Genomic DNA, 19,807 nt, shown 5'->3' with positions numbered 1-19,807 from the left:
AACAGGGCTTTGGACTGACACGCTAAGAAATAAATCATAGCCGGGAATATACTGAAGGAATTAGCAGGGAATCCCGGAGCTTGGCATTGCGTCTCTTTCTTTTGCCGCCCCTATCAGGCAACGTCGAATGTCCGTGACCGAAAAACCGGTCACGGACAATGAGATAGCGAAAACACCGAAGATATCGGGCACATCACCGGAAGAGCTATTATGCCTTGGCGGCGGCAGGCTCAGCCGCGTCCGCCTTGGCCTTTTCGGGCTCGGCGTCTGCGGGAATGCGAAACCACAGCACGTAGAGCACCGGCAGGAAGATCAGCGTCAATGCCGCCGCGACCACCAGTCCCCCAATCACCGTGAAAGCTAGTGGCGACCAGAACGGATCGCGGATGATCGGCAGCATTCCGAGGACTGTCGATCCCGCAGTCAGGAAGACCGGGCGCAGACGATGGGCGGTCGCATCGATGACGCTCTGCCACGTCCTGCCCTTCTCCTCGATCGCGATGTCGATCTGGTCGATAAGCACCACCGAGTTTCGGGTGATCATGCCGATCAGCGCGATCATGCCGAGCACCGCGATGAAGCCCACCGGCGTGTTGGTGATCAGCATGATCAGGACGACACCGATCAATCCCAACGGCACGACACTGATGACGAGCAGCAGACGCTGGACGCTTTGCAGCTGGAACATCAGCACGATCAGGATGATGATCGCCATGACCGGCAGCATTTCAACAACCGACGCCAGCCCCTCCTCCGCGCCCTCGACCGCACCGCCAACCTCAATCTGGTAACGCGGATTGGCCTTGCGCACCTCATCGATCTCGCCGGCTGCCGCCTCAACAACACCGGCAGCCAACACGCCTTCCGCCGTATCCGCCTGAACGGTGATCGTCGTCGAACCGTCGCGGCGCCAGATCACCGGCTGCGTGGTCTGATAGTCGATCGTCGCGATGCTCGAGAGCGGCACCGTGTGATTGGGGCCGACCGGGATCTGCAGCGAACGGATTGTGCTGATATCGACTCGCTCCTCAGCAGTCGACCGGGCAACGACATTGATCAGGTAGATCGAGTCCCGTACCTGGGTGATCGGAACGCCGGATGCTGTCGCAAAGAGCGTCTGGGCAATCACCGACGAATTCAGCCCCACCAGCCGGGCACGATCCTGGTCGACGTTGATGACGATCTTGCGGACAGGTTCGTTCCAGTCGAGGTTCGGCTGAACCACGCCAGGCACCTTGCTGATAGCATCCGCGACCTGCCAGGCGACGTTGCGAACCCCGGGAATGTCGGGACCGGTGACGCGATATTGCACGGGCCAGCCAACCGGCGGTCCCATTTCCAGCGGCGATACGCGCACGATGATGTCAGGCAGCTTTTCGTCGAGCGCCTTCTGAAGGCGTGCCTGCAACGCATCACGCGCCCCGACGCTCTTGGCGATCACCACCGCCTGCGCACGGGAAGGCGCCGGTGCCTGCAGATCCATCGACAGATAGAAGCGAACGGGATCGGAGCCGATATAGAAGCTCCAGTCGGCCACGTCCTCGTCAGCGGCAAGAACCTCTTCAGCTTTCGACACTTCAGCCGCCGTGGCCTCCTGCGATGCGCTTTGCGGTAGCGTCAACTGCAATATCAGCTCAGGCCGATCGGATGCCGGGAAGAACTGCCGCTTCATCGCCGTTGATCCGACGAGCGCCAACGCGAACAAGGCGACAGTGGCGAGGACAACGACGAGACGCATCCGCATGCAGGCATAAAGAACGTTCTTGAATCCGCGCAGCAGTGCGCCGTCCTGCTTCTCGCCCGTCGCCGTGCCTGATTTGAGAACGGCAAGGCCGACGATCGGCGTCAACAAGACGGCGACCAGCCAGGACACGATCAGCGAGAAGCCGATCACCAGGAAGAGCGATCGCGCATACTCGCCCGACGAGCTGCTGGCAAAGCCGACCGGAATGAAACCGGCGATCGTCACCAGCGTTCCCGCCAGCATCGGAAATGCCGTCGACGTATAGGCATGCGAGGCCGCCTTGATGCGCTCATAGCCCTGCTCGAGCTTCGCCATCATGGTCTCGACGGTCACCATCGTGTCGTCGATCATCAGTGTCAGCGCGATAATCAGCGCTCCGAGCGAAACACGCTGGAGCGCGATGCCGGTAATGTCCATGAACAGGAAGGTCAGGGCGAGGACGAGCGGAATGGAGACGGCGACGGCGATGCCGGCACGCACACCGAGCGCGAGGAAGCTGACGCCAAGAACGATCACCACGGCCTGAGCCAGTGACGTCGTAAAGCCACGGATCGCGGTCTTGACCACTGCCGGCTGGCTGGCGACATGTGTCACCTCGATGCCGATCGGCAGGTCGTCCTCGAACTTCTGCATCGTCGCGTCGATATTCTGACCGAGCTGCAGAATGTCGCCGCCGGATGCCATTGAAATGGCAATGCCGATCGCGGGCTTGCCCTTGATCCGGAAGCGCGGCTGAGGCGGATCGACCGTTCCCCGCACGACGCTGGCAATATCGCCGAGACGCACGAACCCGGACGCGGTTGGAATATTCAGCTGCCGCAGCGTGGTCTCGTCGGAAAGGCTGCCGGAGACCTGCAGGATCGTGCGATCCTGCGCTGATGTGATAAGGCCGGCGGGCAGAACGGCGTTCTGCGCCTGTATCGTGCCGATGACTGTCGCCGCGCTGAGGCCAAGACTTGCCAGCCGTTCGGTCGAGAACTCGATATAGATCGTCTCGTCCTGCGTGCCGATCAGCTGAACCTTGCCGATGTTGTCGAGCTTCAGCAGACGGTTTCGCGCCTCGTAAGCCCAATCGCGCACCTCGCGATCGCTGAAGCCATCCGACGTGAAACCATAGATGATACCGAAGGTGTCGCCGAAGTCGTCGTTGAAGAACGGCCCGCGCACGCCGGCCGGCAGCGTCGACACCATATCGCCGACTTTCTTGCGGGCCTGATACCAGGACTCACCCACCTGATCCGGGGGCGTCGAATCGTCCAGCGTCACGTAGACAATCGACTGGCCAGCCGTTGTCACGCTGCGCAGGCTGTCGAGGTGCGGAACCTCTTCCAGCGTCCGCTCGAGCCGATCGGTGATCTGGTCGGTCGTCTGCTCGATCGTACCGCCCGGCCATCCGGCCGAGACAATCATTGTCTTGAAGGTAAACTCGGGATCCTCGTCACGACCAAGATTGATATAGGCAATCACACCGGCGATCGCCGCAAGGACAACCAGGAAGATGATGAGGCTCTGTCGACGGATCGCCCAGCCCGATAGGTTGAAGCCCTCGTTCATTCGGCGCTTCCTTCAAGCAGGCGGACCGGCATGCCCGGGCGAAGCTGCTGCACCCCGGCGACGACGACGTTGTCTCCGCTCGACAGACCTTTGGTCACGAGGAAATCCTTCGTATCGAAGCGATGCACCTCGACCGGCACGAGCTTGGTCATCTTGCTGGCGGCATCGACGACCCACACGGCGCTGCGGTCACCTTGATTGAACAGCGCGGTAGTCGGCAACCGTGCTGCCGGCTCTCCGGATAGCCGTATAGTGCCGCGCACGGCGCTGCCGAAACGGAATTCGTCGGGCGCGGTGTCAAGTCCGACCCGCACCGTGAAGTTGCGCGTTATCGGGTCGGCCGTCGGCGATATTTCACGAACCGACCCCGTCGCCTTCACGTTGGGATTGCTGAGAAGCTGCACTTCGACACGCGCCTCGCCACCGGTGCTCTGGATCGTTGCCTCCGGCACCTGGAAGACGGCATCGCGCGTGCCAAGTTGGGCCACGCGGACCACCATCTGCCCGCCGCCAACCACCTGCCCAACCTCGCCCCCAACCGCGGTGACAACGCCGGGAGCATTTGCCTTCAGCACGCGATTGTCGAGATTCGTCTGGGCGATCCGCAGAGCAGCCTGGGCGGCATCAACGCCGGCCTGCGCGGTGCTCGCCTGCGCAATTGCCGCATCAAAAGCCTGGCGGGTCGAGGTGCGGGGATAGAGTTGCTGTTGCCGCGCCCGCTCGGTCTCGGCGTTCTGGGACTGAGCCTGCGCAGCAAACAGATTCGCTTCGGCCTTCCGCATAGAATCCTGCGCATCCTCTGTATCGAGGCGTGCGAGAACAGTGCCGGCTTCGACAAGGTCACCCACCTCGACATCGCGCTCTCTGATCTCTCCGCCCTGCCGGAAGCTGAAGCTGGTCTCGGTTCGCGGCCGGATTTCGCCGACCAGCGATCCGTAGGTATCCTCAGGATTGAACGAAACGGCGACGGTCTTGACCGGTCGTGGCGGGCGCTCCCCCGCCTCGTCCTCTCGTTGGCACCCGGCAAGGATAAAGGCGGCCAGAACAGCGGCGGACATTGCATGGGATTTTGATGCAGCAAGGCGTATTTTCATGGGTTGTTCCCCCGAATGCTTATCGACGCGCCGACACGGTGCCCCGCGTGGACGATTGCGGAAATGAAATAGAATCAATTGGATAAATGCATTTTTTGCCACGAATCGATGCTTTTCGCGTCCACTTAGTGGCTCGCTGCAAGCTCCCTCCCGCGGCGGCCCGCCTCATAAGGGATAGCCTCAGCGATCCGGTCGCAATGGCGAAAAGACGAGGCGAAGGAACGCGCTCGCTATTCGTCAATCCATAGGTCCCGGTGATCGACGCGAACGCTAGAAGTCCTGAGTAGGAACCCAAGTGACGATGCTCCCTTAAACGCCCGGATCAGCGTGCGCCGTCCCGGGAACCCGAAGGCGCAGTGCTCCTTTAAGAACTATAGAGCGGTTCAAGAAGCGAAGTGATCAGCATAGAATCCCGCAAACAGGCCTACCGTCCAGATTTTAGCAGTCTATTGTTTAAGCGATATCTACTGGCGTAGGAGCGAGACATTCACATTCTGTCGCCCGCCGGCCACGAAATGCTAAATACCGCCAATACCTCCGGAATTCATCTTCCGGACTCGCTGGAGATAGCTTAGAACTGCGGCGTGCTTCGCCCAATGCAACCCGGGTGAGCGATCCGAACCGACTGTCTGCGAGATGTCTTGCCGATCACCGATTTGAAGAGCTTGCCAGGGAATTAAGCCAAGCCATGTCACCAATACGATTGTCGGTTATTGTAATCGTGCTACTGACTCTGGTCGGCTGTGGGGGACCTCGCGCCGTGCTCGGCCTGCCGACGGCATCTCCGGCCTCGTCTGCATCGACAGCGGGGCCACGCGCGACCGTCCCGATCTACGTTGCCACCACGCGCGCCCGATCCGACAATCTTTCGCTGCCATATTCGGCAGAGCGTTCCAAAATACTGAACTTCGCGAAACTCGACATCGGCATTCCACAGAACCACGTTCCCGGACGCGTCGAGAAAAGCGGGCGCGTGCCCGATCCCAGTCGGCATTTTTCGGCGCGGACCTACCAGCCGATCGCGCAACGACAAGAGTTCATTCGGCAATTGAATGCGGCGCTGGCCCAGCGCGCGCCCGAAGATCGCGAAATTTTCATCTTCGTGCACGGCTACAATAACAACTTCGCCGACAGCGTCTTCCGCAATGCCCAGATCGTCTACGACTACAACGTCAAGTCGGTCGCGCTCCATTATGCCTGGCCCTCGGGAGCGTCGATCCCGCTGTATGTCTTCGACCGCGACAGCGCGCTTGTGGGCCGGCGTGGACTTGCTGAAACGATCGAAATCGCCGCGGAGACCAACGCGAAGAGAATTGTCGTGGTCGGCCACTCGATGGGCGCCTATGTCGTCACCGAAGCCTTGCGCGATCTGGCTCTCCGGGGCCGTACCGGCACGCTGAAGCGCCTGGGCGGCGTGGTGCTGGCCGCCCCCGACATCGACGTCGACGTGTTCTTGAGCCAACTTGACGATATCGGCGATATCCCGCGACCATTCACGATTCTCGTCTCGCGGCGCGATCGCGCGCTCGGAATCTCCCGGCGCTTGGCGGGTGGCCACCCGCGCGTCGGTAGTGGTTCCGAGGTCGCGATCCTGCAGAAAAGAGATATCGCAGTCATCGATGTGTCCGACATTGATGGCGGCCGGCATAATGTCTTCGCCAGTTCACCAACGTTGATGGAGGTGGTGAACAACGATGCCCTGGTGCGTAGCGTGCTGCGGGAGGATCAGGGACCGGCCGGCCAGACGATGCTCGCCGACGGCGCGTCCGTCATCGAGGGTGCAGCGTCCCTGGTGATATTCCTACCGAGCCGCATTATCGGCGGCCTGGCACAGGCCGCAGCCGGACAATAGCGTGATGCCGTCCGAGCTGGCGGCGAACTTGGTTATCCCGCCGGAAGACCGAGCGTGCCAAGCAGATACACGGCAATGACGTAGTAGAGCACATGCAATGCATATGTCTGGCCGTTGCCGGTGTAGATGCGGCGAACAACTCCCGCCGCTCCCGTGGTCAGAGTGCAGACGCCATCCCAGATGAAATTGGCAACGGGTGTGACGAGTGGCGCAAATGCCGCGCGATAGAAGCCATAGAAATGTGCGGTGCTGATGGGCACAGAGCGCCCTCGCCCGCTTCGGTAGATCAGGAGGAAGAGCCCCAGCAACAATGCCGCGACCGCCACACTGATGACCATGACCGGCACGGGGTTCCAATAGCCATAGATGGTCTCCAGCGACATGCCCTGCCAGACCAGGGTCGAGGCGAAGTATGGATCGATCGCGGCCGATACCGGATCCATGACCAGCTTTGGGAAGAACGACAGCAGGAAGATCGCCAGGACCAGAACGAACTGGGGAAGCAGTATCGCCAAAGGCGCCTCCGCCACTTGATCATGCTCCGCGCTTCTTTTCCCCAGGAAGATCGAATAGGCGAAGCGGAACATGTAGAGGAAGCCAATAAAGGTCGCGAGCAGGCCACCGATCGCAAGTCCATACCAGCCCCGGTCGACCATCGCGCTTAGAAGCAGCCATTTCCCACCAAAACCGGCGAGCGGCGGCAGCCCTGACATCGAGATGAGCGCGATGACCACCGACACAAAGGTAAGCGGCATCCGTTTGGCCAGCCCCCCTGTTTCATCGAACAGCCGCGTGGCCGTCCTCAGGACCACGGCGGCTGCCGCAAGAAAGAGGATGCCCTTGACCATCAGGTGATTGGCGACGAGGTAGAAGGCCGTCACCCAGCCGAGATGGCTCATCAAGGCGATCGCCGTGATGATGTAGCCGATCTGGCTCATGCTGGAGTAGCCGAGCATTCGCTTCAGATCGCTTTGCTGAAATGCCATAACCGCGCCGGCAAGCGTCGTCAGCAATCCGATCCAGCCCATGACATGCGCCATCTCGAGCCCGACTTCGGAGCGAATGGCGAGATAGGTCACCATGAACAAGCCGAAGACCGCGACCTTGCTGATAACTGCCGAAAGCATGGCGGACAGATCGTCATCCGCCTCCGCATAAGCACCGGGCAGCCAGACATGCACGCCAACAGCGCCGGCCTTGATCAGAAATCCGATCGCCAGGAACAGGAAGGCGGGCGCCGCAGCCGGACCAGCGGTGGCAAATGCCGCTAGCGTCCCGCTCCCATTGGCGCTGGTAGCAATGCCGAAGCCGGCAAGCAGGCAAAAGGCCGACACCAGCGAAAACAGCAGAAACTGCAGCACGTAGGGGTGGGCGCCGGGTCGCTGGGCGATCAGGAAATACGACGCGAGCGTGATGATCTCCCAATGGAAGAAGAACTCGAGACTGGTCGCCGCATGCAGCAGACTGGCGATCGACAGCAGCAGGATCGCCATCATCGGATAGAAGCCGGGCCGAGAACCGGCGCGATACAGGCTGGCAAAGGCGATGACCAGGCTGCCCGCAAACAGTAGGACGGCGAAGAGCCGGCTCAGGCCCACCATATCGGCAATGATCCACTGGCCGACAACCAGCACGGCCGCCAGCATCAGGATGCACTTGACCCGTCCGCCAAGCCCATCAAGAAGGTAAAGGAGGCCACCGACGCAAAGCGGGGCCACGATCCACAATGACGCGACGCCTGCGATCGCTGCCGCAGCATACCCACTCGCAAACAGCAAGATCGCGCCGACGATCACCGGCACCAATCTGATCAACGAAAGACGGATCAGCAGTTCGCCATGCGGCGCCAAACTGCTGCCTGCTTGGGTCGACATCGGGCGCGTCGCCTGCTTGAACCAGCGAAACATGTAAGCTGCTTCAAGCAGCGATCCGACAAGAACGACCGCTATCCAGACATATCGCTCGCCAGCCGCCGCCTGCATCACCAGTTCCCACTTCGCCCAGAACCCTGGAAATGGCGGCAAACCGGCAATCGCGACGACGAACACCGCAAGGATGGAAAGAGCCAGCCGATTGCCGGCAAGATCGGACCAGCCCGCGACTTCGCGGCGCTCGACAATGCCGACAAGCCAGAACAGCCCAGCTTTCGCAAAAAGGTGATTGATGAAGAGCCCACCGACCACCATCGGCAGCGACGGTTCGGCGCCAAGCTGGTGGAGCAGCGCGAGCGCCAGCATCAGCAGGCCCATCTGCGCGATCGAGGAATAACCCAGCATTCGTTGCACGCTGGTTTGGGTCAACCCGACGAGATTGGACAGAAGAAAGGTCACCCCGCCCGACACGACGAGGATTCCGAGATGATCGGCAAAGAGCGGCAACAGCTTGAAAAGCGTGAAGAACACGCCGGCCGATACACCGACCGATACAAGCGCCGCGACGCCGCTCGGCGCCGTCTCGTAGACATCCAGTCCCCATCCGTTTGCCGGGAACGGCTTCAGCTCCAGCACCAGGCAAGCAAGCACGAACAGCAGTGCTGTCGTGCCGATCGGTCCAGTGATTGCTGCCCGGTTCGCAATCATTCCGTCGATATTGAGGGTGCCGGTTACATGATAGAGAAGCCCGGCGCCCAGCAGGAAAAAAGAGGAGGCAAGCACGGTTGCCATGATGTATTTGAAGCTCGCTGCGAGCGCCGAGGGAGTCCGCTCGAGCCCAAGGAGCCCATAGGTCCCAATCGACATGATCTCGAGGAAGACGAACTGGTTGAAGAGGTCGCGGGTCATGATCATGCCGTTGATGCCCATGATCAGGATCAGGTAGAGCAACAGTGCCGGGTAGCTCCCGCGCAGCCGCTCCCAAAGATGCCAGGCGCCGAGCACAGCAACGATGTTGACGCAGACTGAGAAGAAGCCTTCCCACACGCCGAAGCGCAGATTGATTGAGAACGGCGGCACACTGCCTGCGGTCAGTATCTCGATGGGCGCCCCGCTGTCATGGACACGCCACAGGCAGACGCATGAAATGACGGTCATCCCCACCAGCGCGACGACGAATCCCACCGCGGGCAACGGCTTGGCGATGCGGTAGAGCAGAGGAATGAGAAAGCCCCCACCGAGGCCGAGCAGGAAAATGGTCAGCGGCTGAAGAAGGCTATCTACCATTTAGACTCCGTCAGGGCATCGATCGAGAGGGTCTTGCTGACGGCGTGAAGCCGGATCGCGAAGGAGAGCATGATCGCGGTAACAGAGAAGCCGATGACGATCGCGGTCACGACAAGCGCCGCGGGAATGGGATCGACGGCGCGCACCGCGGCATCTGCCTTGCTTAGCGCTTCATCGATGATCGGTGCGGTTCCCCCCGTGACATAGCCGGTCGCCACCAAGACGATATGCATGCCGGTATCGATCAGCGAAAAGCCGATGATGATGCGCAATATGTTCCGGTGCCTCAACATGCCCCAGAAGCCGATGAGAACGAGCAGGAATCCCGTGACGAGAAGGATCTCCGATATTGGCAGCCCCATGACGCTCCTATCTCCCGCCTCAGCTCCGAAACCGATCGATTATGACGCTCAATTCCGCGCCGACTTTGATGCCGAGGAGCGCCGATATCAGCGGGATCGCCCCGGCGCTGAACAGTGTCCCGAAATTGCCGCGCGGCAGGATGTGACTGTCGAGGAACCCCAAGCCGAAGACGATGCCGAAAATGCCGATCAAGACGTAGAACACGCCGGCGAGCGACTCCGTGATGCTCAGGAACCCGTGGTGGATCAGTCCCGCGGGATAGGCGAGCATGAGAAGCATGACGCCAGAGGCAACGACCGCGCCCCCTTGGAACCCGCCGCCGGCCGACAGATGGCCGTTCATGATTACATAGGCGCCGAACAGGAAGATCAGAGGCAGCACCACTTCCGCGCCATTCCGCACCAACTCGCTCGGTCCCCGGCGCGCGGCCATAGGTCGGCGTTCCTCGTCGATATCATCGGCCAGCAGAAGCCCGACGCTCGCCGCCACCATGAACAGCACCGCGACTTCCCCGAGCGTATCAAAGCCGCGAAATGTAATCAGAATTCCGGTAACGACATTGGGCGCGCCAAGATCCAACGGCACCTGCGTCAGATAGTGCACGGCCAGAGCGGAGAGCGTCTGGCGCTCGTCATAACCTCCAACAAGTCCCGCAAAGATGACGCCGAATGCCAGGACGGCGAGCAGGCTGAATGCGCGCCTCATCGTGAACCCTCTTCAACGCCGCCGTCATCTTCATCGCGTAGAGCATCCACCACGGTGGTCGCCGCCATCGGCGCACGAATTGCGTGGGCGGCCCGCGACAGGGCATGCGACGACAGCGGATTGGTCAGCAGTACGAAATACGCAATGATCAGAAGCTTTAACGACCAGTCCGGGTGATAGATCCCGAGGCCGGCAAGTACGAGGATATTGCCGAGCGTCGACGCCTTCGTGCCGGCCTGAATACGCGTGAAAACATCGGGCATGCGCAGTAAACCGACACCCGCCGAAAAGAGGAAAAAAGCGCCAACGAGGATGACGATGCTGCCGATCAGCTCACTCATCGGCCGCTCCCGCGCCGCGGGTCTTGCGGATCGCATAGAGGAAAATGAGCGTCGCGAGGCCGGAGCCGATCGCAGCCTCGGCCATCGCAACATCAGGTGCGGCCAAGAGCACATAGGATGCTGCTGCAAACAGACTTGCGAGGCCGGCGCTCACCATTGCTGCCATGAGATTGCTGAGCACGACGGCCAGCACGCCGCTAACCAGGATACTGCCGCATACCAACAGGATCAGCATCTCGAGCATGGCTGTTACGGCCCCTTTTCCAGAAAGCGAGCGATCGCGAGAACAGCCAGGAAGCTCAGAAGTCCATAGACGAGAGCAACGTCGATATAGACGAAACGCCCGGATATGTGGGCATAGAGCGCAATCAGCGAGATCGTGACGACCGTCAGCATGTCGATGGCCACCACTCGATCGATCGCCGTGCGACCAATCACGAGCCGCACCACACCGAAGACGATGCTGAAAAAAATCAGGACGACGGCGATCCGCAGGATGATCTCAGCCAAACACCTCTCCCAAATGCTTCTCGAACGGCCCGATGATCATCTGTGTCGCCATCTCCGTGTCGGTCGTCTTGACGTCGAGCCAGTGAACGAAGAGCGCATCGCCTCTGAGGTCCATCACCAGCGACCCGGGCGTAAGCGCGATTGAATTGGCAAGCGCCAGCCGCCCGATCGGCGATTTGAGTGGCATCTTCACCTTCACGATCCCAGGGTGAATATCGATACGCGGCGCATAGACATAGCGCAGCATGTTGATGTTCGCCTTCACCAGCTCGACCAGGAAAACGCCGGTGTAGGCGACGAAATGAAAGATCTTTGCTGGCGTCACCGCGATCCGCCAGACATCACCACGGCGCACAAAGATCGCAGCCAGCACAAAGGAGACCAGCGCGCCGACAGCAGCAATCGGCAACTCGATCGACGAATTTATCACCAGCCAGACAATAAAGAGAAAACCCCAGAGGAAGAGGAGGCTTTGCGGCAATCCCGATCGCCGTGGCTGCGATGTTGCATGGTCTTCTGGCATGGGCGCAGGCTTTCGACGGATGACGGTGGAGTGTCAGCACTCAGTCCGGGCAGGCAAGCTTACCTCATGAATCCCCCTGCCCGCCCGTTCTGGTCCGCCCTTTCCGCCCCGCGAAACAGGTTTGACGAACTATAGCGGTAGCTTAGCACCGCATACGGCGCCCTGTGATCGGCATTGAATCCAGAAGTTATGCTTCTTGTCCTGCATACCGTCGCTGTGCGATGGATTTCGGCATAACCTCTTGACCTGCATGTAAAACGGCGAAATCAATCACTGGATGGATCATTCCTGCGGCGGGAAATCCAGGCTGCAGCATGAGGAGCGCCAAATCCTTCCTGGCTGGATGCGCGATTTGGGCGTCGCTTGCGGCAGTGGTTTGCCGCGCTTGCGTTGCGGAGAGGCGCATTTCGCGACGCAATGGTGGAGGTGAATGAGCATATGAAATGCCAAGTCGCCACGGCCAACCGGCTGACGCCTGGGTCCGGTCGATTTCTCTTCGACGCCATCGTCTTAAGGCAGCATCGCTGGTTGTGGCTGAATGGATGGCCAGCTCATGAATGAAAAAATCCCGCAGTCTCAACCCGCCATTCCCGTTGCGCCCAGCCTTGCCGAGTTTCACCCGCTCAGTGCGGCCGAAGCAAAGGTGGTTGCACATCTGCAATTGGGGGACTTTGACAGGTTAGGGGACGGCCTGCGTCCGGAGAAGATCGACGCGGAGCGGACTGTGCGCGCCGAACTGCTGCGCTATCTCATCCTCGGCAACGATGGCTACCGGCTGCATGAAAAGGGATTGAGGCTGAGCGGCGCCTGGATATCAGGCATTCTCGACCTTGAAGGGTGCCGGATTCCCCGCGACATCGGCCTCAAGGATTGCCACTTCGAAGCCCCACCTGTCTTGCGCTCCGCCGTCATCGACAACCTCTTCCTCGATGGCTCGGCGTTACCAGGACTGCAGGCTGACAGACTGGAGGCCCGCGGATGCCTTTCGCTGCGCGGCGCCACCGTCACGGGCGAAATCCGCCTCTCGAGCGCGCGGAGCGGCGGCAACATCGAGGCGGACGGCGCTTCGATCAGCTGGCCCAGTGGGATCGTCATCGAAGCGGATGGATTGGAGGCCCGCGGCGGCGTCCTGCTGCGCGGTGCTGACATCAGGGGCGGCATCAATCTCTCGGGCGTTCGTCTCGGTGGCGATGTCAACGCTGTCGGCGCGCGGATCGAGCGCCCTGGCGAGGTCGCGTTGAACGGCGACGCCGTTGTCGCTGGCGGCGATCTGGCGCTGCGCGGCGCAACGATCATCGGCGAGGCGCGCTTTCTCGGTGCCCGTTTCGGCGGTGACGTCGACTGCACCGCGGCCTCGCTTTCGCAACCGGGCGGCAATGCGCTGCGGCTCAACCGCACCACCATCGATGGCGCCTTTTTCCTGCGCCAGAATGCGTCGGTCATCGGAACTCTCGACCTGACCGCCACGACGATCGGCGCCATAGACGACGAACAGGCAAGCTGGCCGCAAACCGGCGATCTGCTCCTGAACCGCTGCCGGTACGGCGCATTCATCGGGGGCCCGGTCGATGCTGACAGCCGGCTCGACTGGTTATCGCGCCAGACCCCCGATCGCTGGAAGGCGGATTTCTGGCCGCAGCCCTACGAGCATCTCGCGACGGTGCTGCGGGAAATGGGTCATGACGAGGACGCCCGCGCGGTGCTGATCACCAAGGAACGGCTGCAGCGACGCGCTCGCCGCGGCCGAGCCAAAAACCCGGCCCTGCGGGCGACGCTTGCGGCCAGCGACGCGATCCTTGCGGTTACCCTTCGCTATGGCCGCCAGCCGCTTTTGGCGCTGGTGTGGATGATGGTTTTCTGGGCGGCCGGTACGGCCGTTTTCGCCATCGCCTACAATACCGGGGCGATGAAGCCGAACAGCCCCGTCGTGCTGCGTTCGCCCGAGTGGACGATGTGCGATCTGCCCCGGACGGAAAGCCGCTTCATGCCGACGAGCGGACAGGACCTGGCAGGACGCGCAGAGATCGGCCAGGATCAGCTGACCTGTTTCCGCAGCCAGCCGGAAGCCGCCAGCTATCCTGAGTTCAACGCCTTCATGTACTCGCTGGATGTGCTGCTGCCCGTGGCGTCGATCGGACAGAAGGAATACTGGCGGCCGGACTCACTCAAGCCCAACGGCACCTTCACCCTGAAATACTATTTCCTGCAGTCGATTATCGGCTGGGCCCTGAGCCTTTTGGCGGTGGCAGGGTTCTCCGGGCTGGTGAAATCTCAATAGCGACGCAGCGGCGCCGTAACCGGCGGCGCGTGATTGCCCTTATTTATCAGGAAGGCGCTGCGCGCCTGATCTCAGACTGACCGCCAAGAGCGGTGCGATCGCACGCTTGGGCGTATGCAAACCGCCCGGAAGCGGTCTGCAATCTCAGAAGCGCCAGATCAACGGTACCAGAAATACCGAGACAACGAAGAACCAAAGCAACAACGGCAGGCCGAGCTTCCAGTAGTCGCTGAAGGCATAGCCGCCCGGTCCCATGACCATCAGGTTTGTCGGGGTCGCAATCGGTGTCAGAAACGCGCCCGCAGCGGCCACCGCCGTGCTCATCAGCACGGGGCGCGGCGAGATCCCCATCGCCGTCGCCGCTGCGACACCGATCGGAATGACGATCAGCGCAGTCGCGGTGTTGCTGATGAGCTGCCCCATGATAGCGGTCAGCACGAAGAGACCGGCAAGCAAGGCAATAGGACCGGCATCGCCGACGAAATTGACGAGGTGTTCGGCCATCAGCTTTGCCGCCCCGGTCTGCACCATCGCCGTCGACAGCGGCATCATGGCACCGACAAGGATTACGGTCGTCCAGCCCACCGCACGATAGGCCTGTTCGACGCTCATGATCCCCGAGAGGATAATCGCCCCGGCAGCGAGAAGACCCGCCACGGCAGGCGGGACGACACCCGTTGCGAGAAGCAGAACCATGGCGAGCAGGATGACGATCGCCTGGCGTGCGCCGGGCCCAAGGGGCACCGCCTGCCGGCGTACGAGTTCCGGCGAATTGACCACCAGAACATCAGGATCGTCGAGGTGAACATCGAGCGCCTTCCAGGTCCCTTGCAACAGCATCGTGTCGCCGGCCTGAAGGACGATGCCGCCCTTGTCCTTGGTCGCGTTGGCGGCCGCAATCTCGGCGCTCGCGCGCTGTACAGCGAGGATGATCAGGTCGCCGCTTTCGGTGACCATGCCGGGGAAAACGCTCTGGCCGATCAGACCGGAGCGCGGCGGGATGACGACTTCGGCAAGGCCCGAACTGCGGTTGAACAAGGTGCCTTCCCCCTGACCATCGGTCTGCTCGTCACGGAAGGCCAGGTGCATGCGGGTCGCAAAGGCAGCGGCCGTCTCGGCATCTCCCCGCACCAGAAAGTGATCCCCCTCGCCGACATTGGGACGGCGGAGCGGCCCGGCCGTTTCCCCTTCCTGGATTGCAACGAGTTGCAGCCCCGGATGTGTGGAGAGATCGACTGCCGACGCAGCAGTGCCAACAAACGGTGAGCTCGCACGCACCCGTAACTGATAGATGCCACTGGCAAGCCCATATTGCTCGACCAGCGTTTTTGCGTGGCGGCTGAAATCGGCCGGCATCGTCGCACCGTTGCGCTCGGGCAGAAGCTGTTTTCCAAACAACACGATAATCGCCATCGTTCCAGCCAGCAGCGGCACGCCGACCAGGGCAAATTCGAAGAAGCCGAAGCCACCGACACCCGCATCCTGGCCAGCTTCCGATACCAGCACATTCACCGGCGTGCCCGTCAATGCAAGCATCGAGCCCGCATGTGCGGCAAACACCAACGGCATGAGCAGCTGCGACGAATTCCGCTTGAGGCGGACAGCGATGACCACAAGCACGGGCAGAAGGGCCGCAACAGCGCCATTGACGCTGATCAGCGCTGTGAGCAGCGACACCAGTACCATCGTCAGGATCAGAAGACGGGCCCGGCTCTCCTCACCCGCGCCACGGATCAGAAGCTGTCCAGCCCAGGCGGTAACGCCGGTGACCTCCAACCCTGAGCTGACGACGAAAAGCGAGGCAATGAAGATCACCGCGGGGTCGCCAAAGCCGCCGAGTGCCTGACCGATTGTCAGAACGCCGCTTGCCCATAGCGCCAGCGCAGTCAGCATGGCCACAAAGACGACCGGCAGCTTGTTCCACACGAACAGAACGACGGCAACCGCAATGATGGTGGCTGTGTATGCTATAGGGCTCAATCGCGCCGCTCCTTATTTGGCCCGCTCGAGCCCTTTCAAAACCACCGGCCAACGCGCCGGCCAGCGCCGCCGCGTTCACCCCCGCAATGAAATTTCCGCGTCGTTGACCCGGCGCCCCAGGCGGGGCGTTTTGATATCATTCGTCCAAACCCGACCTCATCGCCCCGCGCGAAGCGAGGGCCGGCAGGCTGTCAGTCCTCCAGCGTTGCCATCAGCACGCCGATCCGGCAGCCCTTCTCGTATTCCTTCAGGTTCACATATTCCTTGATCGTGTGGATCTCGGCCTGGCCTGCACCGATGGTGATGGTGGGAACGCCGTGTTTGTCGAGCCAGTTTGCATCCAGCCCGCCATTGGAAAAGACATAGACGGGTTCGATGTCGAGGGTTTTCAGCGCCTTGGTGGCGCGTTTGACAACCGGCGTATCCTTGCCGAGTTCGAACGGCGGATATGACGCGACCTGGCTGAATTTCACCTCTGCCGTGTCGCCGTTGTCGGCAGTCACCTCGGCCTGAGCCTTGGCGAAGGCCTCCTTGTATCCGTTGGCAATCTTGGTCGCGAAGACGGATTCCGGGCTGCGCGCCTCGCCCTTGAGATAGGCGTAGTCGGTCACGACGTTGGTGGCGTCGCCTGCCGGCTTATTGTCCTTGCCGCCGAAAATGCCGACATTGCTCGTGCCACGACCGTCCGGCTTGACGACCTTGCCGAACCAGCCGGCCCGGCGCGCTTCGGCCAGGGCCATTGCGCCGACCATCGTTGCCGAGATGCCCTTCTCAGGTGCCACGCCGGCGTGCGATGCGCGGCCGGTGATCTCGACTTCCCAGTTTTCCTGGCCAACGGCACCGATAATAAGGTCCGATGCCATCTGCCCGTCAACGTTGATGCACATGGCTGCGCCGCCAAGATCGGCAGGATTGAGCTCGCGTGCGCCGTGCAGGCCGCTTTCCTCGCGCACGGTAAACAGCAGGGTGATCGGCGGATGCGGCAACTTGTTCTTGATCAACGTCTCGGCAACGACGACCAGAAGGGCAACGCCTGTGCGCGCATCGCCGCCAAGTGCTGTCGTGCCATCAGATACGATACGGTCACCCTCGCGCCGCGGCTTGGCACCGGCGCAAAGCGGCACTGTGTCGAGATGCGTCGAGAAAAGCAGCCTTGGTCCCGGCCGCGTTCCTGGGATATCCACGATCAGGTTGCCTGTTTCCGTCGGCAGCGGAATGCGCTTGTTGACGTCGTCGAAGCGAATAGCGGACTCCGGCACGCCGATTTTCTTCAGGGCATCGACGACGGCAAGACCGATGTTCTTCTCTTGCCCGGTAATACCTTCCACCGAGAGGAAGCGCATGAGATGTTCTTCCGCCGCAGCGACGTCGAGAGGAATTGAGGTGTTGCTCATGTTATCCATCCGATTGTTTGCATCTTGTTTCGTTCAGGGCTGTGGCTACAGGCCCCAAGGCAGACCAATGGCCTTCCAGACCGCAAAGAGACCGGTCCACAGCACGAACATCAGCACGACATAGGGAAGCATCAGCGATACGATGGTGCCGACGCCGGCTGATTTGTCGTATTTCTGAGCGAAGCCGACGACCAACGCGAAGTAGGCGTTGAGCGGCGTGATCGCGTTCATCGGCGAATCCCCGACGCGGTAGGCGGCCAGCACAGCTTCCGGCTCGACGCCGAGTTTCATCAGCAGCGGCACGAAAACCGGCGCGAAGATCGCCCATTTTGCAATCGCCCCCGTCAGCAGCAAATCGATGATCGCCACGACGATGATAAAGCCGATCAGCAGCGGCAGCGCACCGATGTTAGCTGCTTGCAGCACGCCGGACAGGCTGAGTGCCATGACCGTGCCGATATTGGTGTAGGTGAAGTAGGCGACGAACTGGCTGAGGACGAAGAACAGGAAGATCGTCCCGCCCATGTTCTTGATCGACTTCTCGATCGCCGCGATCACTTCCGCCAGCGTTTTAAGGGTGCCAGCACCGATACCATAGGTCCAGCCGGTCACCAGGAAGATCAGCATGATCAGCGCGATCAGCCCGTTCATGAACGGCGAGTTGCCGATCAGTTCGCCGGTATCCGGATTGCGCAACGGCGCACCGCTCGGCAGCGTCAGGAACAGGAAGACCACGAGGAGACCGATCAAGCCGAACAGCGCAAAGCGCAGTCCGCGCGATTCCTGTTCGGAGAGCGTTGCCCCCTGGTTCTGGACGCCACCTTCGGCAGCGGCCGGATCGTAAGTGCCGAGCCGCGGCGCAATCATGCGGTCGGTGATGAAGGCGATGATCACCGTCAGGAACAGCACCGAAGCAATGGAAAACCAGAGGTTGGAGGCCAGACCGATCGAGCGGTTCGGATCGACGAGGTGTGCAGCGTCATTCGTGAACTCGACCAGCACGGCATCGAGCGGCTTGATCAGCATGTTCACGGTGAAGGCGCCGGCCACAGCCGCAAAGCCGAGCGCGAGGCCGGCCAGCGGATGCCGCCCGACAGCCAGATAGGCAACGCCCGCAAGCGGGATCAGAACGAGATAGCCGGCATCAGCCGCGATACTGGCGAGGATACCGACGAAAGCAAGAATGTAGGTCAGCGCCCAGCTTGGTGAGACAATGACGAGCTTGCGGATCAGGGCCGTGACGAGCCCCGATTCTTCGGCAACGCCGGCACCGATCATCGCCGCAATCATCAGCCCCACAGCCGTAAAGCTCATGAAGTTGGGAATAAGCGAGGAATACATGAAGCGGATACCCTCGATGTTCAGCAGACTGCGTATAGCCGTCGATGCCTGCTCAACCGCGTGGGTATCGGGATTGATGCGCTCATAAGTGACCGCCGCTCCGAAGGCGCCGAGCACGGCCGATAGAACGATGACGATGCCGATCAGGATCAGGAAGATGACCACAGGGTGTGGAACCATGTTCCCGACTTTCTCGACGCCGTCGAGAAACCGCTGCATCGTGGTCTTTGATGCGACATTGGCATTGGCCATGTCCTGCCTCCAATTGAACCAAAGGATTGCGCCCCGAGGGCATTAGAATTGAGGTTCGAATGAGCGTATGTTCGAAAAAGGCGTCGAGTAACGGATAGTCATGCCTGCAATGGCGATCAGCTGCGCCGGACTGTGCTCGACCGGATTGGCCGGGCATCGAGCGCCGTCAGAGCTTCATGCAATGCGCCAACCATTCCATTGCTTTTTAAGACTAGCTGAAAACGTCCCGCGCCGTGCCGGCTGCGCACCGCGTTTGCAAAAGCCGAGCCCCAGCAGACTCCGTAACCTGACCAGAGCACGACAAAAGCTGCGCGGCCGCAAGCGGCCAGGCATCATCTCAACGCGGGCAAGCCGCCACATACGTGCGACCGGTGTTACGATCCCGGAACTCGCACTGGCCCGGTCGTCCCGCGACATTGCCGATTACAGCGCCCGAGACTCCGCCGATCGCAGCGCCAACCGCCGCACCGCGAACGTCATTCCTGACGGCGCCACCAACAACGGCACCGGTAGCCGCACCGATACCGGCACCCTGTTGGGTGGGCGTGCAGCTTGCTAGCGCTAAGCCGGCCAATGAGAACAGAATCAACCTCTTCATTGTGTCTCCTCATGTGGCGCATAATGAAATTTAATGGCGCCATCCCTAAAGAGTATAGGATTGCCGAAGACACTCTGTGATCGGCATAGAATCCAGAAAGTAAGCTCTGAGTTCAAATTT

Annotated in this window: 15 protein-coding genes; 2 read left to right on the top strand and 13 right to left on the bottom strand. The window is 61.1% G+C overall.

What is annotated here, in order from left to right; all coding sequences use genetic code 11:
• Positions 1-208: 208 nt before the first annotated feature.
• On the bottom strand, positions 209-3,298 hold the full coding sequence (locus A6U87_RS08155) for an efflux RND transporter permease subunit (RefSeq protein ID WP_065690754.1): 3,090 nt from the start codon (positions 3,296-3,298) through the stop codon (positions 209-211).
• Positions 3,295-4,392 carry an efflux RND transporter periplasmic adaptor subunit gene (locus A6U87_RS08150; RefSeq protein ID WP_065690753.1) on the bottom strand — a complete coding sequence of 366 codons (1,098 nt, stop codon included), beginning with the start codon at positions 4,390-4,392 and terminating at the stop codon, positions 3,295-3,297. The genes A6U87_RS08155 and A6U87_RS08150 overlap by 4 nt, the downstream gene beginning before the upstream one ends.
• 688 nt (positions 4,393-5,080) lie before the next feature.
• Between A6U87_RS08150 and A6U87_RS08145 the strand changes: the two genes are divergently transcribed.
• Positions 5,081-6,244, top strand: coding sequence for an alpha/beta hydrolase (locus tag A6U87_RS08145; protein WP_065690752.1), 1,164 nt, complete (start codon positions 5,081-5,083; stop codon positions 6,242-6,244).
• A gap of 32 nt (positions 6,245-6,276) precedes the next feature.
• On the opposite strand, the gene A6U87_RS08140 is transcribed toward A6U87_RS08145, so the two are convergent.
• Genes A6U87_RS08140 through A6U87_RS08110 form a run of 7 tightly spaced genes read right to left on the bottom strand, consistent with a single transcriptional unit; the run spans position 6,277 to position 11,802 of the window.
• Positions 6,277-9,402, bottom strand: coding sequence for a proton-conducting transporter membrane subunit (locus A6U87_RS08140; protein WP_065690751.1), 3,126 nt, complete (start codon positions 9,400-9,402; stop codon positions 6,277-6,279).
• On the bottom strand, positions 9,396-9,764 hold the full coding sequence (locus A6U87_RS08135; RefSeq protein ID WP_065690750.1) for a sodium:proton antiporter: 369 nt from the start codon (positions 9,762-9,764) through the stop codon (positions 9,396-9,398). Before A6U87_RS08135 ends, A6U87_RS08140 begins: the two co-directional genes overlap by 7 nt.
• 19 nt (positions 9,765-9,783) lie before the next feature.
• A complete protein-coding gene (gene mbhE / locus A6U87_RS08130; protein WP_065690749.1) occupies positions 9,784-10,470 on the bottom strand; it encodes a hydrogen gas-evolving membrane-bound hydrogenase subunit E in 687 nt (228 codons plus the stop codon).
• Complete coding sequence (gene mnhG, locus A6U87_RS08125) at positions 10,467-10,811, bottom strand: monovalent cation/H(+) antiporter subunit G (protein WP_065690748.1); 345 nt, start codon at positions 10,809-10,811, stop codon at positions 10,467-10,469. Before mnhG ends, mbhE begins: the two co-directional genes overlap by 4 nt.
• On the bottom strand, positions 10,804-11,055 hold the full coding sequence (locus tag A6U87_RS08120) for a hydrogenase subunit MbhD domain-containing protein (protein ID WP_065690747.1): 252 nt from the start codon (positions 11,053-11,055) through the stop codon (positions 10,804-10,806). The genes mnhG and A6U87_RS08120 overlap by 8 nt, the downstream gene beginning before the upstream one ends.
• A 5-nt stretch (positions 11,056-11,060) precedes the next feature.
• Positions 11,061-11,321, bottom strand: a complete 261-nt coding sequence (locus A6U87_RS08115; RefSeq protein ID WP_065690746.1) for a monovalent cation/H+ antiporter complex subunit F — start codon at positions 11,319-11,321, stop codon at positions 11,061-11,063.
• Positions 11,314-11,802, bottom strand: a complete 489-nt coding sequence (locus tag A6U87_RS08110; protein WP_244499448.1) for a Na+/H+ antiporter subunit E — start codon at positions 11,800-11,802, stop codon at positions 11,314-11,316. The genes A6U87_RS08115 and A6U87_RS08110 overlap by 8 nt, the downstream gene beginning before the upstream one ends.
• A gap of 595 nt (positions 11,803-12,397) precedes the next feature.
• Here A6U87_RS08110 and A6U87_RS08105 point away from each other — a divergent pair.
• Positions 12,398-14,122: a hypothetical protein gene (locus tag A6U87_RS08105; RefSeq protein WP_065690803.1), complete on the top strand. Its 1,725-nt coding sequence runs from the start codon at positions 12,398-12,400 to the stop codon at positions 14,120-14,122.
• Between the two features lie 144 nt (positions 14,123-14,266).
• Here A6U87_RS08105 and A6U87_RS08100 read toward each other — a convergent pair whose 3' ends face one another.
• The 4 genes from A6U87_RS08100 to A6U87_RS29210 form a co-directional block, all read right to left on the bottom strand.
• On the bottom strand, positions 14,267-16,102 hold the full coding sequence (locus A6U87_RS08100; RefSeq protein ID WP_065690744.1) for an SLC13 family permease: 1,836 nt from the start codon (positions 16,100-16,102) through the stop codon (positions 14,267-14,269).
• Between the two features lie 191 nt (positions 16,103-16,293).
• Positions 16,294-17,505, bottom strand: a complete 1,212-nt coding sequence (locus A6U87_RS08095) for a M20/M25/M40 family metallo-hydrolase (protein ID WP_065690743.1) — start codon at positions 17,503-17,505, stop codon at positions 16,294-16,296.
• 36 nt (positions 17,506-17,541) lie between these two features.
• Positions 17,542-19,089, bottom strand: coding sequence for an AbgT family transporter (locus A6U87_RS08090; RefSeq protein WP_065690742.1), 1,548 nt, complete (start codon positions 19,087-19,089; stop codon positions 17,542-17,544).
• A gap of 337 nt (positions 19,090-19,426) precedes the next feature.
• Positions 19,427-19,687 (bottom strand): glycine zipper domain-containing protein, encoded by a 261-nt coding sequence (locus tag A6U87_RS29210; protein ID WP_083199321.1) that lies wholly within the window; start codon positions 19,685-19,687, stop codon positions 19,427-19,429.
• Positions 19,688-19,807 lie beyond the last annotated feature (120 nt).

The organism is Rhizobium sp. AC44/96 (assembly GCF_001692185.1).
Classification (GTDB): Bacteria; Pseudomonadota; Alphaproteobacteria; order Rhizobiales; family Rhizobiaceae; genus Rhizobium.
Note: the sequence above shows the minus strand (reverse complement) of the source record. Positions and strands in the feature narration are given on the sequence as shown.

Excerpts from the sequence above, each read along its gene's own strand:
- A6U87_RS29210 (WP_083199321.1), bottom strand. The coding sequence starts at position 19,687 with ATGAAGAGGTTGATTCTGTTCTCATTGGCCGGCTTAGCGCTAGCAAGC.
- A6U87_RS08155 (WP_065690754.1), bottom strand. The coding sequence starts at position 3,298 with ATGAACGAGGGCTTCAACCTATCGGGCTGGGCGATCCGTCGACAGAGC.
- A6U87_RS08145 (WP_065690752.1), top strand. The coding sequence starts at position 5,081 with ATGTCACCAATACGATTGTCGGTTATTGTAATCGTGCTACTGACTCTG.
- A6U87_RS08135 (WP_065690750.1), bottom strand. The coding sequence starts at position 9,764 with ATGGGGCTGCCAATATCGGAGATCCTTCTCGTCACGGGATTCCTGCTC.
- A6U87_RS08095 (WP_065690743.1), bottom strand. The coding sequence starts at position 17,505 with ATGGATAACATGAGCAACACCTCAATTCCTCTCGACGTCGCTGCGGCG.
- mbhE (WP_065690749.1), bottom strand. The coding sequence starts at position 10,470 with ATGAGGCGCGCATTCAGCCTGCTCGCCGTCCTGGCATTCGGCGTCATC.
- A6U87_RS08105 (WP_065690803.1), top strand. The coding sequence starts at position 12,398 with ATGAATGAAAAAATCCCGCAGTCTCAACCCGCCATTCCCGTTGCGCCC.
- mnhG (WP_065690748.1), bottom strand. The coding sequence starts at position 10,811 with ATGAGTGAGCTGATCGGCAGCATCGTCATCCTCGTTGGCGCTTTTTTC.
- A6U87_RS08120 (WP_065690747.1), bottom strand. The coding sequence starts at position 11,055 with ATGCTCGAGATGCTGATCCTGTTGGTATGCGGCAGTATCCTGGTTAGC.
- A6U87_RS08090 (WP_065690742.1), bottom strand. The coding sequence starts at position 19,089 with ATGGCCAATGCCAATGTCGCATCAAAGACCACGATGCAGCGGTTTCTC.
- A6U87_RS08150 (WP_065690753.1), bottom strand. The coding sequence starts at position 4,392 with ATGAAAATACGCCTTGCTGCATCAAAATCCCATGCAATGTCCGCCGCT.
- A6U87_RS08140 (WP_065690751.1), bottom strand. The coding sequence starts at position 9,402 with ATGGTAGATAGCCTTCTTCAGCCGCTGACCATTTTCCTGCTCGGCCTC.